This window comes from Micromonospora sp. ATLC16, assembly GCF_057196645.1.
This window is the reverse complement of sequence record NZ_JBXUOW010000011.1, coordinates 40,192-55,642: the sequence shown is the minus strand read 5'-3', so window position 1 is coordinate 55,642 and position 15,451 is coordinate 40,192. Positions and strand designations below refer to the sequence as shown.

The 15,451-nt window shown below is 72.2% G+C and carries 8 protein-coding genes; 3 read left to right on the top strand and 5 right to left on the bottom strand.

All coding sequences use genetic code 11. The features are described from left to right. The first annotated feature begins 56 nt into the window (after positions 1 to 56). The gene (locus AC2CHE_RS07210; protein WP_484504107.1) at positions 57 to 1,001 is read left to right on the top strand and encodes a ribose-phosphate diphosphokinase; all 945 of its coding nucleotides are present in this window, start codon (positions 57 to 59) and stop codon (positions 999 to 1,001) included. Between the two features lie 5 nt (positions 1,002 to 1,006). Here AC2CHE_RS07210 and AC2CHE_RS07205 read toward each other — a convergent pair whose 3' ends face one another. Continuing rightward, a complete protein-coding gene (locus AC2CHE_RS07205; protein WP_484504106.1) occupies positions 1,007 to 2,170 on the bottom strand; it encodes an acyl-CoA dehydrogenase family protein in 1,164 nt (387 codons plus the stop codon). Between the two features lie 250 nt (positions 2,171 to 2,420). Between AC2CHE_RS07205 and AC2CHE_RS07200 the strand changes: the two genes are divergently transcribed. Continuing rightward, positions 2,421 to 3,848, top strand: a complete 1,428-nt coding sequence (locus AC2CHE_RS07200; RefSeq protein WP_484504105.1) for a UDP-glucose dehydrogenase family protein — start codon at positions 2,421 to 2,423, stop codon at positions 3,846 to 3,848. Between the two features lie 110 nt (positions 3,849 to 3,958). Further along, positions 3,959 to 8,887 (top strand): SCO7613 C-terminal domain-containing membrane protein, encoded by a 4,929-nt coding sequence (locus AC2CHE_RS07195; protein WP_484504104.1) that lies wholly within the window; start codon positions 3,959 to 3,961, stop codon positions 8,885 to 8,887. A 6-nt stretch (positions 8,888 to 8,893) separates the two neighbouring features. Here AC2CHE_RS07195 and purE read toward each other — a convergent pair whose 3' ends face one another. The 4 genes from purE to AC2CHE_RS07175 all read right to left on the bottom strand — a co-directional run bounded on the left by purE (position 8,894) and on the right by AC2CHE_RS07175 (position 15,371). Continuing rightward, entirely contained in the window at positions 8,894 to 9,385 is a 492-nt protein-coding gene (gene purE / locus AC2CHE_RS07190) for a 5-(carboxyamino)imidazole ribonucleotide mutase (protein ID WP_484504103.1), read from the bottom strand. Positions 9,386 to 9,390: 5 nt separating this feature from the next. Then, positions 9,391 to 10,578: a 5-(carboxyamino)imidazole ribonucleotide synthase gene (locus AC2CHE_RS07185; protein WP_484504102.1), complete on the bottom strand. Its 1,188-nt coding sequence runs from the start codon at positions 10,576 to 10,578 to the stop codon at positions 9,391 to 9,393. 51 nt (positions 10,579 to 10,629) lie between these two features. Further along, complete coding sequence (locus AC2CHE_RS07180) at positions 10,630 to 12,669, bottom strand: thioredoxin domain-containing protein (protein ID WP_484504101.1); 2,040 nt, start codon at positions 12,667 to 12,669, stop codon at positions 10,630 to 10,632. Between the two features lie 227 nt (positions 12,670 to 12,896). Beyond that, entirely contained in the window at positions 12,897 to 15,371 is a 2,475-nt protein-coding gene (locus AC2CHE_RS07175; RefSeq protein ID WP_484504145.1) for a putative bifunctional diguanylate cyclase/phosphodiesterase, read from the bottom strand. Positions 15,372 to 15,451 lie beyond the last annotated feature (80 nt).

The following is a 15,451-nucleotide window of genomic DNA, read 5'->3' as shown; positions in this document are numbered from 1 at the left end:
ACGGAGGGGCATGACCAGCGCGGTCCGTCCCTGGCAGCCAGGAGGTTTGACAGAGCATGAGCGTGTCGGAATTCATGGTATTCGCGGGATCAGCCAGTCGAAACCTTGGACGTGCGATCGCCGACCGGCTCGATGTCGAGTTGGGATCCTCCGAAGTGCTTCACTTCTCCGAGGGAAACCTTTTCGTCAGAGTGCTGGAAAACGTCCGGGGGCGGGACATCTTCATCGTGCAGGGCACCGCCTTCCCGGCGAATGACAACTTCATGGAGTTGCTCTTCTGGATCGACGCCTTGAAGCGAGCCAGCGCCGCGTCGGTGACCGCCGTGATTCCGTACTTCAGTTACGCCAAGGGTGACAAGAAAGACGAACCGCGGGTGTCCATCCGTGGACGGGTGTGCGCCGATGCCATCGCTGCGGCGGGAGCGGACCGAGTCGTCACACTCGACCTGCACACTCCCCAGGTACAAGGATTCTTCAACATCCCGGTCGATGATCTCTACTCGTTGCCGGTGCTCTGCGACGCCATCGCGACGCGCAACTTTCACGATCTCGTGGTGGTCGCTCCGGACGCTGGATACGCCAAGAAGGCACGGCAGTGGGCAAATCGCCTGCAGGTGCCCACTGCCATCGCCGACAAGCGACGCGTCGACCACAGCGAGACCGCAGAGATCGTCGAGCTGATCGGCTCCGTGGAGGGCCGGACGGCGCTTATCGTCGATGACTTCACCATCAGCGCGGGCACTGTTGTCGACGCCGCACGCGTGTTGGTTGAGCGGGGCGCGTCTACGGTTTACGCGGCAGTCAGTCACGCTCTGCTAACCGAGGTTGCGAATGAACGGCTCGACGACAGCCCGATCGAGTGCCTGTTCACGACCGACAGTGTGGAGACCCAGCCCACCAAACTTTCGGACAAGGTCCAGGTCGTCAGCGTGGCCGGGCTGTTCGCCGAAGCCATTTACCGCATCTCGGCACGGGAGAGCATCTCGGTGCTCTTCGAGTAGGCCTCTCAGTCCTTGAGCAGTTGGCGGGCCATCACGATGCGCTGCACCTGGTTCGTACCCTCGTAGATCTGGGTGATCTTGGCGTCCCGCATCATCCGCTCGACGGGGTAGTCACGGGTGTAGCCGTAGCCGCCGAGCAACTGCACCGCGTCGGTGGTGATCTCCATCGCGGCGTCCGAGGCGAAGCACTTGGCCGCCGCGCCGAAGTAGGTCAGATCGGCGTCGCCGCGCTCGGACCGGCCGGCCGCCGCGTACGTCAACTGCCGGGCCGCCTCCAGCTTCATACCCATGTCGGCGAGCATGAACTGCACGCCCTGGAACTCGGCGACCGCCTTGCCGAACTGCTTGCGCTCGGCGACGTAACCCTTGGCGTAGTCGAGCGCACCCTGCGCGATGCCCACGGCCTGGGCGGCGATGGTGACCCGGGTGTGGTCCAGCGTCTTCATCGCGGTGGCGAAGCCGGTGCCCTCGGCGCCGATCATCCGGTCCACCGGGATCCGGACGTTGTCCAGGTAGACCTCGCGAGTCGGGGAGCCCTTGATGCCCAACTTCTTTTCCGGCGCGCCGAAGCTCACCCCCGGATCGGACTTCTCGACCACGAAGGCGGAGATGCCCCGGGACCGGGCGGCGGGGTCGGTCGCCGCGAAGACGGTGTAGAACTCCGAGACACCGGCGTTGGTGATCCAGCGCTTCACCCCGTTGAGCACCCAGTGATCGCCGTCTCGTACCGCCCGGGTGGTCATCGCGGCCGCGTCGCTGCCCGCCTCCGGCTCGGAGAGGCAGTACGAGAACATCGCCTCACCGCCGGCGAGCGGCGTCAGGTACCGGCGCTTGAGATCGTCTGAGCCGGAAAGCAGCAGCGGCATCGTGCCCAGCTTGTTCACCGCCGGGATCAGCGAGGATGAGGCGCAGGCCCGGGCGACCTCCTCGATCACGATTGCCGTGGCCAGCGCGTCCGCGCCGGCCCCGCCGTACTCGACCGGGATGTGCGGCGCGTGGAAGTCGGCGGCACGTAGCGCGTCGTAGGACGCCTTCGGGAACTCACCGGTCTCGTCCGCCTCGGCGGCGTGCGGAGCCACCTTGGCCGCACAGACCTCACGGACCGCTTCCCGGATCGCCTCGTGCTCCTCCGGCAGGCGGTATGCGTCGAACGACTGCTCTGCGGCCATGTCGGCCCCTCCCCTTCACCGCTACCATGCGCAGTCTGTAACGTCGCCTGGACGCCCACCACGCAGACTGAAGGATAACGACCACAGTTCAGGTGATGTTACCGGCGCGTAGGCTGGGCCATGACGAAGCCCCGACGCCGCTGGGCGATGATGGAACCCAGCAGACGACCCACCCCTGCGGCGCCCGCCCTGGCACCGCAGCGGAACGCGACGCAGCCACGCGGCGCCAGTGCGAGCGGAGAAGACAGGCGTGACCATCCCGTACCCGAACACCCAGCCGGTGCCCGCCATCGCGGCGGTCACGCCCCCCTCGGGTGCCTCTCGGCCCCGGGTGACCTTCCTGGGCACCGGATACCTCGGCGCGACCTACGCCATCTGTTACGCCGAGCTCGGCTACGAGGTGCTCGGCTTCGACGTCGACGCCGACAAGATCGCCAAGCTCAACGCTGGCGAGGTGCCGATCCACGAGCCCGGCCTGGACGAGCTGCTGCGGCGCAACCTGGCCGCCGGGCGGCTTCGGTTCAGCACCGACATCGCCGAGACCGCCGACTTCGGTGACGTGCACTTCATCTGCGTCGGCACCCCCCAGCGGGCCGACGGGATGGGCGCCGACCTGTCGTACGTCGAGGCGTCGGTCACCGGCCTGGCCCAGCACCTGACCCGCAAGGCGCTGATCGTCGGCAAGTCCACCGTCCCGGTCGGCACCGCCGAGTGGGTGGAACAGCTCGTCGGCAAACACAGCCCGGCCGACCTCGGCGTCGAGGTGGCCTGGAGCCCCGAGTTCCTCCAGGAGGGCTTCGCCGTCGACGACGTGCTGCGGCCCGACCGCATCGTCGTCGGCGTCAAGAGCGAATGGGCAAACGGCATGCTCTACGCCGCCCACAAGGGTGTGTTCGATCTCGCCGCCACCGAGGACCGGGAAGTACCTCTCGTCGTCACCGACTTCGCCACCGCCGAGCTGGTCAAGGTCGCCGCGAACGCCTTCCTCGCCACCAAGATCTCCTTCATCAACGCCATGGCCGAGGTCTGCGAGGCCTCCGGCGGCGACGTCACCCAACTCGCGAAGGCCATCGGCTACGACCCGCGCATCGGCAACCGCTTCCTTCAGGCCGGCCTCGGCTTCGGCGGCGCCTGCCTGCCCAAGGACATCCGCGCCTTCCAGGCCCGGGCCCAGGAACTCGGAGCCGGCGAAGCCCTTCGCTTCCTGCACGAAGTCGACCTGATCAACCTGCGTCGTCGTACCCGCGTCCTGAACCTCGCCGCCGACCTGCTCGGCCGCCGCTCCGGCCCGGCCGGCCCGGACCTGTCCGGCACCCGCATCGCGGTGCTCGGCGCCACCTTCAAACCCAACACCGACGACGTACGCGACGCCCCCGCCCTCGCCGTCGCCGCCCTGCTACACAAGGCCGGCGCCAACGTGCACGTCCACGACCCCCAGGGCATGGAGAACGCCCGCCGGGCGGTACCGGAACTCACCTACGAACCCGACATGGCCGAGGCGGTGACCGGCGCCGACCTGGTCTGCGTCCTCACCGAGTGGGCCGACTTCCGCAACGCCGACCCCGGTCACCTCGGCGACCTCGTCGCCGGCCGCCGCATCGTCGATGCCCGCAACTGCCTCGACCCCGTGCTGTGGACCCAGGCCGGCTGGGAGTACCGGGGCATGGGGCGACCCTGATCGCGCCGTTCGGTGGTGTCGGCGCTTGACCCGCCGACAACTGTCGAATTCCCGGCTCGCTTTGGGCATGCTGCGACAGTGGGAATCCACAGTGCGGGTGAAGGGGTGTCGTGGCGAACTTTCAGTGCCCTTCGTGTGGCCGGAAGATCAAGCCGGCGGTTCGCTGCCCGCACTGCGGCGCGCACCAGCCACAGTGGGCCGATCACCTGTCGGAGATCGAACGGTCCATCGCGGAGTTGAAGGCCCGCGAGGCCGCCATCGCCCGCGAGCAACGGCAGCTCGCCGCGAAGATGCAGGCCGCGCTCTTCCAGCGGGACATCCTCTCGCACGCCGGTAGTCAGGGTGACGAGCGAGTCCGGCAGGCCGCCCGCCCCCGCCGCGTGCTACGTCGTCGGCCGCCACGACGACCCACGTCCGAGGACGCCTCGCCACCCCGCGACGGTGCGACTCCGCCGCCCCGGGTCCCCCGGCAGGGTGCCGGGGCCCAGGAGCCACCGCCACCGACCGAACCCGTCTGGTTGGACGCCGACGACCCGGAGCACCCACCGGAAGCCTCCTCACGGGAGGTCCAGAACATCCCGCTCGGCCTCAGCGCGCTGCTGCTCGGCGTCGCCGCCGTGGTGTTCGCCGTGGTCGCCACCAGCTCGATGGACGCGTTGGCCCGACTCGGCATCCTGCTGCTCGCGACGGTACTGATGCTGCTCGCCCCGCCGGTGCTGGTCCGGCGCGGGTTGACCTCCACGGCCGAGACCATCGCCGCGGTGGGACTGCTCCTGGTGCCGCTCGCCGGGTACGCGTTGTGGGCCGTGGACCGGATCGGCAACGGCGGCGCCTCCGGTGCCGTCTTCGCTGGCGTGATCTTCGCGGTCACCGCTGCCGTCTCGGTCGGCTACGCCGGGTGGACCAGGCTGCGCGCACCCCGGTTCGCCACCGTGCTGGCTGCCCAGCCGGTGGTGCCGCTGCTGGCGTACGACCGGATCACCGGCCCGGCGGGTTGGGCGCTGGTGCTGACCGTGGTCGCGCTGCTCGACCTGTGGCTGGTCCGCTCGCCGGTCACCGTGGAGCAGTCCCGCACCGACGGCATGGACGACTCCGGCCGGTCGGCAACGCACTGGCAGCGGACCGCCGAGGAGAGCCGGGCCGACCGCAGGCCGGAGGCGGCGCCGGAGGAGGGCGGCGAAGTGCTGGACCTCAACGTCGGCGACACCGCGACCGCACCGAGCCGACCGGTGCCCGGGCTGGGGGTACTGACCTGGGTGCTGCACGGGGTGGCGGTCGCGCTCGCCCTGGCGTACGCGGTGACCGCCCTGCTGCGGACCACCACCGTGCCGGGCGCGGCCGGCGCCGGCCTGGTGCTCCTCCTCGCCGCCACGGTCTGCCTGGCCGGAACGCTGGTGCTCCGCCACCCACCCCTGCCGGACCTGGGGGCGGGCGTGTTCACGCTGGCCGTCATCGGTGCCCTGGGACGAATCGCCGCGGTGGCGCTGCCCGGTCGGGCCCTGCTGCTGATCGCGGCGGTCATCACGGTCACCGGTCTGGCGGTCCGGGCGGTACCCGAGTCCGCCCGCCGGGGACCGCAACTGGCCTCCGCGGTGGCGCTCACGGTCAGCGGGGTGGTGGTCGCCGGCAGCGCGCTGCGCGCCGGAGTCGCCCCCGTCCAGGCTGCGCTGCCGGCGTGGGCGGTGGACCTCGATCGGTACCCGGCCGAGCTGGCCGCCGCCGTGGGACCGGCCGCCTGGCAGCTCGCCGCCAGCGCCTTCCTGCTGACCGTGGCCGCGGTGCTGGCCCTGCCGCCGGAGATCCGCCGCGAGTTCGCGGTGACCGGTGCGGCGCTCACCGCGCTTACCGTACCGGCCTCCTTCGGGCTGGCCTGGACGTTGGCGCCGTGGCCGATGGTGCTGGCGGCGATCGGTATCGGGGCCGCTGGCCTCTCCGCGCGTACGCCCCGCGCTGCGCTGGCGCACGCCATTGCCGCCGCCGTGGTCGGGCTGGTCGGCGCGGGCGCGGCCCTCGCCCGGCCGGCGCTGACCGCCGCCGTGCTGATCACCCTCGTCGTGGCCGGTGCGCTGATCGCCGCCGCTCCCCGGATCCGGCTCGCCCCGGCAGCGGCGGACAGTGTCTCCGCCTGGGCCGCCGGAGGTGCCGCCTTCGCGCTGCCCGGAGCGGTGGCCGCCTTCGTGGCGGCCACCCTGCCGGTAGACACCACGCCGACCCCGGCGAGCCTGCGCGAGGCGACCGTACCGGTGCTCGCGGCCAGCTTCCTCGCCTGCTGTGTCACGCTCGGCTACGCGGCCCTCGTGCAGGTGTCGCGACGTCAGATCCCGGTACCGCTGTCGGTGGGGACCGTTCTGGGCGCGTTGGTGGTCGCCGCGGCCGGCTTCGGCGCACCGGGCGCCACGGTGGCGGACGCCTGGGTCGGGGCGCTGCTGCTGGTCTCCGCGGTGCTGCTCTATCTGGCTCCGTCGATCGACACCGGTCGCCGCTCCGATCTCACCCTGGACGGTTCCGACCTGGCGGCCGCCGCGGTGACCGCCACGCTGGTCGCCACCCTGCTCCGGGTCGGCACCGTGCTCGCGCCGAGCGGGCAGCTCGCCGTCGCCGCCGCGCTGGTCCTGGTGGTCGCCGTGGCCGCCCGGGCGATGCCGGAGGAGTGGCGACGAGGGCCGGTGCTCGGCCTCGCTGTCGGTGGGGTGCTGATCGGGCTGCTGGCCGGCTGGATGGCGTTGCGCGGCGGCCTCGGCGTGCTGGCCACCCCCGGCCCGATCTGGAACGGTGACCTGAGTGGTTGGCCGGCCGCGCCGACCGGCGGTACGACCTGGCAGGGACCGATCGCCCTGGTGCTGCTCGCGGTCGCGGCCGGCATCCTGCTGCCACCGCCGTGGCGCTGGGACGTGGCCGGCGTGGCGGTCGTGCTCGCCACCATCGGCGCTCCCGCCGCCTTCGAGTTGCCCTGGTGGTCGCCGGTCCTGATCGGCGGCATGGTCGCCACCATCTTCGGGATGGCCGCGGTCGCCACGATCGAGCCCCGGGCGGCACTGTCCCGGATCACGGTGGCCGGGGTGGTCGCGCTGCATGCGGCCGGCGCCGGCCTGGTGCGGCCGTGGACGACCGCGCTGGCCCTGGGCAGCATCGTCCTGATCGGCGGGGTGGTGGCCGCGCTGGCCCGTCAGATGGCCGAGCCACTGGTCGATGACATCGAGGCGGAGGGCATGCCGCCGCACCTGGCGCAGATCGGTGGCGCGGGGGCGTGCGCGGCGCTGTTGGCGCTGCCGGGTGCCACCGCCGCCGTCGCCGTCGAGTTCGGTCATGACCCTCAGGTGGTGCTCACCGCCGGCCTGGCCGCATCCAGTCTCGGCCTGGCCGCGGTGGCCGCGGCCCGTCGGCAGGTTCCCCAGTACCTGCCCTGGGCCAGCGCCGGGGTGGTCGGCGGGGCGAGCGTGACCGCGCTCGCCGCCGTACCGATCGCCCTGCCTGTCGGGGTGTACGCCGCGGCGGCGGCCCTGCTCGGTGTGCTCGCCGAACTCGTCCGAGGGGCGACCGAGCCGCCGGTCGGCGCGGCCCAACCGGTGCGCCGCTGGACGGTGCTGCTCGACGGGGCGCTGCGCCGCCTACCCGACGACGACCGACGCCGGTGGCGGGTGAGCCCGGCCGCCGGCGCGCTGGCTGCCGCCGCCCTGCCGACCGTCCTGGCCCTGGTCTCCATCGCCCCGGCGCTGATCGCGGCTCTCGTCGACCCGCATCGCACCGTCGGCCGGATCTGGCAGGGGCCACCGGCGGCCCTGCTGGCCCCGCCTCCGGCGGCGGTCAACCCGACCCATGTGCTCACCGCGCTGTTGCTCACCGCGACGGCAGCGCTGGCCGCCACCGGGTTCAGCGGCGGTCGCCGGTCCCGGGCGGTGCCGGTGGTGCTGCCCGGCGCCGCAGTCACCCTGCTCATCGCCCCGATCGCGCTGGGCGGCGGCTGGCCGGCGAGCACCCTGTCCGCGCTGGCGGTGTTCACCATCTCGATGCTGGGGCTGGCGCTGACGCCGCCGCCGGCCCTGGTGGAACGAGCTCGTTCGTTGCGGCTGGCCCGGGTCCTGGTCTTCCTGATCGGGCTGGCGGCGGGCGGGGCCGGCCTCGCCGGCAGCCTCGCCACCCGGGAGTTGACCCTGTTCACTCTCGGCGGTGCGGTCGGGGTCGGACTGGTGGCCGCCCTGTACGGCCTCACCTCCCGGGCCCGTCTGCTCGGTTGGTTGTTCGCCTCGCTGATGGCGCAGCTGTTCGTGCTCACCGCTGGTCTGGTGGCCGGGCTCGCCCCGGTCTGGTCGGCGTTCGGGGTGCTGGCGGTCGGCGCGGCGTTGCAGGTCTTCTCCGCCACGCTGCCCCGGCTCCGCCGTCCGGAGGCGCGCCGCGAGGCGGCGACCGTGGAGTGGAGCGGCCACGCCGCCGCGCTGATCGCGCTGGCGCTGGCCTTCGACTCGCCTCGGCACATCGCCGCACTGCTCGCCGCCTGGGGTGCGGTCCTCGGTCTCGCGGCGACCCGGCCCGGCCGCCGGCCGGCGGAGCGACGGGTTCTGTTCTGGGCGGTGGTGCTCTGCGAGATCACCGCCTGGTGGATCCTCATGCGGGTCGCCGACGTGGCCCTACCCGAGGCGTACACTCTGCCGTTCGCCGCGCTGGCACTGCTGGTCGGGGTGCTGGAGCTACGCCAGCGCACCGACCTGAGCAGTTGGGTGGCGTACGGGCCGGCGCTGCTCGCCGCCTTCGTGCCGACCCTGGCGATCGTGCTGGCCACCGATTCGAGCACGATCCGCCAGGTGCTGCTGCTGCTCAGTGCGGTGGCGGTGCTGGTCTTCGGCTCGATGACCCAGCAGCAGGCGCCGATCATCGTCGGTGCGGTGGTCACCGCCATCGCGGCCGTGCACGCGCTGTTCAGCCTCGGACCATGGCTGGCACTGATCCCGGTCGGCTTCCTGCTGCTGATTCTCGGCGCCAGTAACGAACGCCGACGCCGCGCCCAGGAACGCCTCCAGACGGCGCTCCGCGGCATGCGCTGAGTGGCGTCAGGCCAGGGAGGCGCGGAGTGCGGCGTCCTTCTCGGCGACCAACTGCTCCAGGTCGGCCTGGTAGGCCGACATCCGGTCGAGCAGGGCCCGGTCGGCGGCGGCCAGGATCCGGACGGCGAGCAGCCCGGCATTGCGGGCGTTGCCGATGGACACCGTCGCCACCGGCACTCCGGCCGGCATCTGCACGATGGACAGCAGTGAGTCGATGCCGTCGAGGTGCTTCAGCGGCACCGGTACGCCGATCACCGGCAACGGGGTCACCGACGCGACCATGCCGGGCAGCGCCGCCGCGCCACCCGCCCCGGCGATGATCACCTTGAGACCTCGGTCGGCGGCGGCCCGACCATAGTCGATCATCTTGACCGGGGTGCGGTGCGCCGATACCACCTCGACCTCGTACGGCACCTCGAACTCGGTGAGCACCTCGGCGGCAGCCTTCATCGTCGGCCAGTCCGAGTCGCTTCCCATGATCACACCGACCGTGCTCATGCTGCTCATTCCTCCGGTGTTCCATCCCGCAGCCAGCGGGCTGCCCGGGCGGCCCGGGCGCGTACCTCGTCCAGATCGTCGCCGAGCACCGTGACATGGCCGATCTTGCGACCCGGCCGCACCTGCTTGCCGTACAGGTGAACCCGGGCGGTCGGCTCGGCGGCGAAGAGGTGGTGCAGCCGCTCGTCGACCGGCATGCCGCCCGGCCGACCACCGAGTACGTTCGCCATCACCACCACCGGAGCGGTCAACGACGTGTCACCCATGGGGTAGTCCAGCACCGCACGCAGGTGCTGCTCGAACTGCGACGTCCGGGCACCCTCGATGGTCCAGTGCCCCGAGTTGTGCGGGCGCATGGCAAGTTCGTTGACCACGAGCCGACTACCGCCCGGTGCCGCCGAATCGCCCACCTCGAACAGCTCCACCGCGAGCAGACCCACCACGCCGAGCGCGGTGGCCAGGTCGATGGCGAGCTGCTGCGCGGTGACGGCCAGTTCCTCGGCCAGGCCGGGCGCCGGAGCCAGCACCTCGACGCAGATCCCGTCGCGCTGGACCGTCTCGACGACCGGGTAGGACGCGACCTGCCCGAACGGCGAACGCGCCACCTGCACGGCCAGTTCCCGGCGCAGCGCCACCCGCTCCTCGACGATCAGCTTCGTGCCGCCGGCCAGCAGCGTCTGCGCCAACTCGATCGCGGACGCCGGATCGGTGGCCGGCCACACGCCCCGCCCGTCGTACCCACCACGGGCAGCCTTGAGCACGACCGGCCAGCCGACCTCGTCGCCGAAGCTGACCAGCTCGGCGGGGGACGCAACCGGCCGCCAGCGGGGATTCGGGGCGCCGAGGGCACCGAGCCGTTCCCGCATCGCCTGCTTGTCCTGGGCGTGCACCAGGGCGTCGGCGGGCGGGAACAGCTTCACCCCCTCGTCGGTCAGCGCGCGGATGTGGTCGGTCGGGACGTGCTCGTGGTCGAAGGTGACCACCTCGCAGCCCTTGGCGAAGGTGCGCAGCGCGGCGAGGTCGGTGTGGTCGCCGTACTGGACGTCGGCGGCGACCAGGGCCGCCCCGTCGTCCGGGGTGAGCGCGAGCACACGCAGTGACTGGCCGAGGGAGATGGCAGCCTGGTGGGTCATCCGGGCCAACTGGCCGCCGCCCACCATGCCGACAACGGGCAGACCGGTACGGGAATCCATAGCGGCGTCAGCCTATCCGGGCCGGTCGCGGCACCGACCGGCGGATCCGACTCAACTCAACTGCCGCACCAGCTCCTCGACCCCGGTCACCGGCCGCTGACAGACGAAACCCCGACAGACGTACGCGGCGGCCCGCCCGTCGACCAACGGGCGGCCGGCCAGCAGCGGAACCCCCGGCTGGTCCGGGGGGCCCGCCACGACCACCGCGCCGGGTGGCGCATGCCGATACGCCGCGGCCACCAGCGGGTCGCCCGCCGGGTCTCCGGTCGCCACCGCGATCTCGTACGGCCCGGAGAGCAGCGCCTCACCCACGGTCGCCGCGTACCCGGTGAAGCGGGCGTGCCGCCCGACGATCGGCGCAACGGTGGACAGGGCCGCCTCGGCGGCCTCCCGGTAGCGGTTCTCCCCGGTCAACGCCGCGTACGCCACAAGGGCGGCGACGATCGCGGACCGCCCGGAGGGGGTGGCGTTGTCGGTCGGGTCGGCGGGCCGGGCGACCAACTGCTCCGCGTCGTCGGCGGTGTCGTGGAACGCCCCGCCGGGCGCGGCGAAGTGGGCCAGCGCGGCGTCGACCAGCTGACCGGCCAGGTCCAGCCACCGTCCCTCGCCGGTGACCTGGTGCATGGCGCAGAACGCCTCGGCCACGCAGCCGTAGTCCTCCAGCACCCCGGCCGGATCGCCGACCCGGCCGTCGCGGGAGGCACGGCGCAGCCGCCCGTCGACGACGTGTACCCGGGCGAGGTACTCGGCGGCGTCCCGCATCGCCCCGTCGGCGACGATGGTGACCCCCTCCAGCAGGTTCGCCTCACCCTCGGCGCCGATCCGGCCGGCGGTCTCGACCAGCCGAACGAACTCGGCCAGCGCGGTGATCGCCAACCCGTTCCAGGCGGCCACCACCTTGTCGTCACGCGCCGGTTGGGGACGGGCGTCCCGGGCGGCCAGCAGTCGGCGGACCACCACCTGCCAGCGCTCCCGTACCGCCGGATCGGCGTCGTCGACGTCCCGCGCCAGCCGCAGCACGCTGGCGCCCTTTTCAAAGCTGCCGGTGTCGGTCACCGCGAGCAGGTCGGCGGCCCACCGGCCGTCCTCCTCGCCCAGCACCTCGACGAGCTGGGCCGGCGTCCAGACGTAGGTCAGCCCCTCGACGCCCTCGGTGTCCGCGTCCAGTGCGGAGGCGAAGCCCTGCCCCGGCCGGTACAGCTCGTCGGCGAGGAACCGGGCGGTGTCCCGGGCCACCCGCAGCGCCAACGCGTCGCCGGTGAGCCGCCACAGCTGGGTGTAGACCCGCAGCAGCAGCGCGTTGTCGTAGAGCATCTTCTCGAAGTGCGGCACGGTCCAGTGACCGTCCACCGAGTACCGGGCGAAGCCGCCGGCCAGCTGGTCGTGGATGCCGCCTCGGGCCATCGCCTCGCAGGTGTGGCGGACGATCTCCAGGCTCCGCGCCGAGCCGGTGCGCTGGTGGTGGCGCAGCAGGAAGAGCAGGTTCAGGTGCGGCGGAAACTTCGGCGCTCCGCCGAAACCGCCGTTGACCTCGTCGTACTCCTTGGCAAGCTGGTCTGCGGCGGCGTCGAGCAGCTCGGCGGTGAGCGGGGCGGTGGGGCCGCCGACGGCCTGGGCACCACCGATCGCCTCGACCACCGCGGCGCCCTGGCGCAGCACGGCCTCGCGCTGGTCCCGCCAGGCGGTGCCGACCGACTCCAGCAGCCGGACGAAGTTCGGGCGGGGGAAGTACGTGCCGCAGAAGAAGGGGGTGCCGTCCGGCGTGGCGAAGACCGTCATCGGCCAGCCGCCCTGGCCGGTCATGGCCTGCGTCGCGGTCATGTAGACCGCGTCGACGTCGGGCCGCTCCTCGCGGTCCACCTTGATCGAGACGAAGCCCTCGTTCAGCAGCTTGCCGACGCCGTCGTCCTCGAACGACTCGTGTGCCATCACGTGACACCAGTGGCAGGCCGAGTACCCGACCGAGATCAGCACCGGGACGTCCCGCCGTGTCGCCTCGGCGAACGCCTCCTCGCACCAGGGCCACCAGTCGACCGGGTTGTCGGCGTGCTGAAGCAGGTACGGGCTGGTGGAGTCCGCGAGTCGATTCACCCGACGACCATATCCAGCCGGGCCCTCGGTCGCCGGTCGGACGCCGTGCGCCGGTCCGCCACGCCAGCATCGCCTCCGCCGACTGGGTCCCATCCCCCAGGTGATCGCCGAAACCCTCCCCGCCCAGACCCCGCAGTCGTGTCGATCAAGAAGTTTGCGTCGCCGGAGCTGCTCCACCCGGGCGCAAACTTTGTGATCGACCAGGCGAAAGGGCGAGCCGGGTGTGGTCAGGAGGCGCCGTCGGCGCGCAGCGGGAGGACGTTGTCGGGTGCGGTGTCGCGTAGTGAGCCGAGGACGGCGGCGATCTTGTCGGCGGGCATCGGCTTGAAGAAGTGGTAGCCCTGGGCGGCGGTACAGCCCAGCTCGGCCAGCGCGGAACGCTGCGCGGCCGTCTCCACGCCCTCGGCCACCACCCGCAGGCCCAACTGGTGAGCCAGCCCGACGGTGCTGCGTACGATGGCCGCCGCCTGCGGTGAGTCCGCCATCTGGAGCACGAAGGAGCGGTCCACCTTCAGCTCGTCCACGGCGACCCGGGTGAGGAACGCCAGTGACGAGAAGCCGGTACCGAAGTCGTCCACCGCCAACTGCACGCCCATCGACCGCAACGTGGTGAGCACCTGGTCGATGACCTCCAGCTCGCTGATCACCATCGTCTCGGTGATCTCCAGGACCAGCCGGTCCGCCGGCACCTGGTGCCGGCGCAGCGCCTCGGCGATCTCCGCCGGCAGTCTCGGATTCAGCAGGCTACGCGCGGACAGGTTGACCGAGATGGGTACGTCCAGGCCCTCCCGGGCCCAGTCGGCGGCCACGGCGAGCGCCTTGTCGAGCACGTAGCGGGTGAAGGCGCCGAGCTGCTCGCTGTTCTCCACCGGCCGGATGAAGTCGGCGGGCCCCAACCAGCCCCGCCTCGGGTGCCGCCACCGGATCAACGCCTCCACACCGGTCGGTGCCCCGGTCACCAGGTCCACGGCCGGCTGCAACACGAGCACCAACTGGTCGTCGGCCTGCAACGCCTCCCGCAGCTCAGCGAGCAGGGCCAGCTGGTCGGTGCTGGCCGCGTCACGTGAGGTGTCGTACGCGGCCACGCTGACGCCACCCGACTTGGCCTGGTACATCGCGATGTCGGCGCGGCGCATCAGCTCGGTCAGGTCGGCGGTGCCGGCCGGGGCCACCACCACCCCGACGGAGACCTCGACGGACATCCGCACCCCGGCCACCTCGGTGGGCGCGGCCAGCCGCTCGGCGATGTCCCGGGCCTGACGCAGCGCGTACGCCATGGGCGCGGCGCGGTCGCCGACCACCGGGACCGAACTCAGCAGCAGGGCGAACTCGTCACCGCCGAGCCGGGCCAGCAGGTCGCCCGAGCGGGCCAGGGCACCCAGCCGGTTCGCGGTCAGCCGCAGCAGCTGATCGCCAGCAGCGTGCCCGAGAGTGTCGTTGACCTCTTTGAACTGGTCGATGTCCAGCAGCAGCAGGGCGACCGGATGATCATGGGCCAGTTGCCGCAACGCCTGGTCGCCCTTGCCGAGCATCGCGGCCCGGTTGGCCAGGCCGGTCAGCGGGTCGTGCACCGCCTGGTACGACGAGCGGGCCGTGACCAGGCGCAACTCCCGATGGTTGGCGGCATCGTGCAGAGCCGCGGCGAGGGCGTCGGCGAAGGCCGCGTTAGCGTCGCGTTCCCGGCCGGTGGGTGGCGCCGAACCGGGAAATCGCACCCGCAACCGGCCCACGCGGGTTTCGCCGACCAACAGATCACGGACCAGGTCCCCCGGCTCGGGCTCGTCGCCGCCGGGCGGGGCGATTTCCCGATCGACCACCTGACCGCCCGGGTCACCCCGGTAGCGGCGCCACCGTCCGTCGCCCCGGGCCACCTCCACGTCGACCAGTTCCGCCTCGAACAGCGCCAGCGCCCCGGTGACACCCGCAGTTGCCACTCCCCGCTGGTCGAGCTGGTTGAGCGCCTTGGTGGCCTCGGCGAACGATCGCCAGGTACGCCGGTCGCGGTCCTGGAGCAGCCGTTGCCGATAGGTCTGCTGTAGCAGCCACAGCGGAGCGGGCAGCAGCAGGAGCCAGTGTGGGTCGATCTCGACCAGCGCCACCACCAGCAGGCCGACCACCACGTTGCCGACGAACATCAGCAGCTTGCCGCGCAACGCGGCGAGCAGCGGGCGCCCGATCGGAATTCCGTGCCGCAGCGCCAGCATCACCCCGCCCAGCCCGGCGCTGGCCAGGAGGTAGGCGACGGCACCGGCGGCCACCGCGAGGGTGAGTGACGGGGTCGGAACGGCCAGCGTCGGCTGCCCCAGGGCGGTGGTGACCGCCACCGCCAGCGCGGTGGCGGCGGTGTGCACGCCCGCGATGCGGATCACGTCCCAGGTGGTGCGTCCGTCGTCCACCACCGAGAGCGCCGTCCAGGCGAGTGTGACGCCGAGCAGCGCGGCTCCCGGCAGCCAGCCGGGTGGTACGAGGTAGAGGCAGACGATCAGGGCGGCTTCGGCCCAGGTGACGCTGACCACGCCGGCCGCGGCGCGGAACCGGAGCCGGGCCAGCTGGGAAAGGGCGAATAGAGCGACCGCGAAGCCGAAGCGGGCGAACCCGCCGAGCGCGTCGTCGGCCGGCAGCCCCACCGGCAGACTCAGCCCCACCACCGCGGCAACCAGTGCCGTGGCCACGACGGCGGCGGTGAGCAGGTGCAGCCCCATCGGCGTACCACGGCCCGTGGGCCGGTCGAGCGGTTGACCGGCCCGGCCGGAGGTCACCGACCCCCTCCCGCCGACCTGAA

Coding starts and splice junctions, on each gene's coding strand:
- AC2CHE_RS07210 (WP_484504107.1), top strand. CDS start 57: ATGAGCGTGTCGGAATTCATGGTATTCGCGGGATCAGCCAGTCGAAAC.
- AC2CHE_RS07205 (WP_484504106.1), bottom strand. CDS start 2,170: ATGGCCGCAGAGCAGTCGTTCGACGCATACCGCCTGCCGGAGGAGCAC.
- purE (WP_484504103.1), bottom strand. CDS start 9,385: ATGAGCACGGTCGGTGTGATCATGGGAAGCGACTCGGACTGGCCGACG.
- AC2CHE_RS07185 (WP_484504102.1), bottom strand. CDS start 10,578: ATGGATTCCCGTACCGGTCTGCCCGTTGTCGGCATGGTGGGCGGCGGC.
- AC2CHE_RS07175 (WP_484504145.1), bottom strand. CDS start 15,371: ATGGGGCTGCACCTGCTCACCGCCGCCGTCGTGGCCACGGCACTGGTT.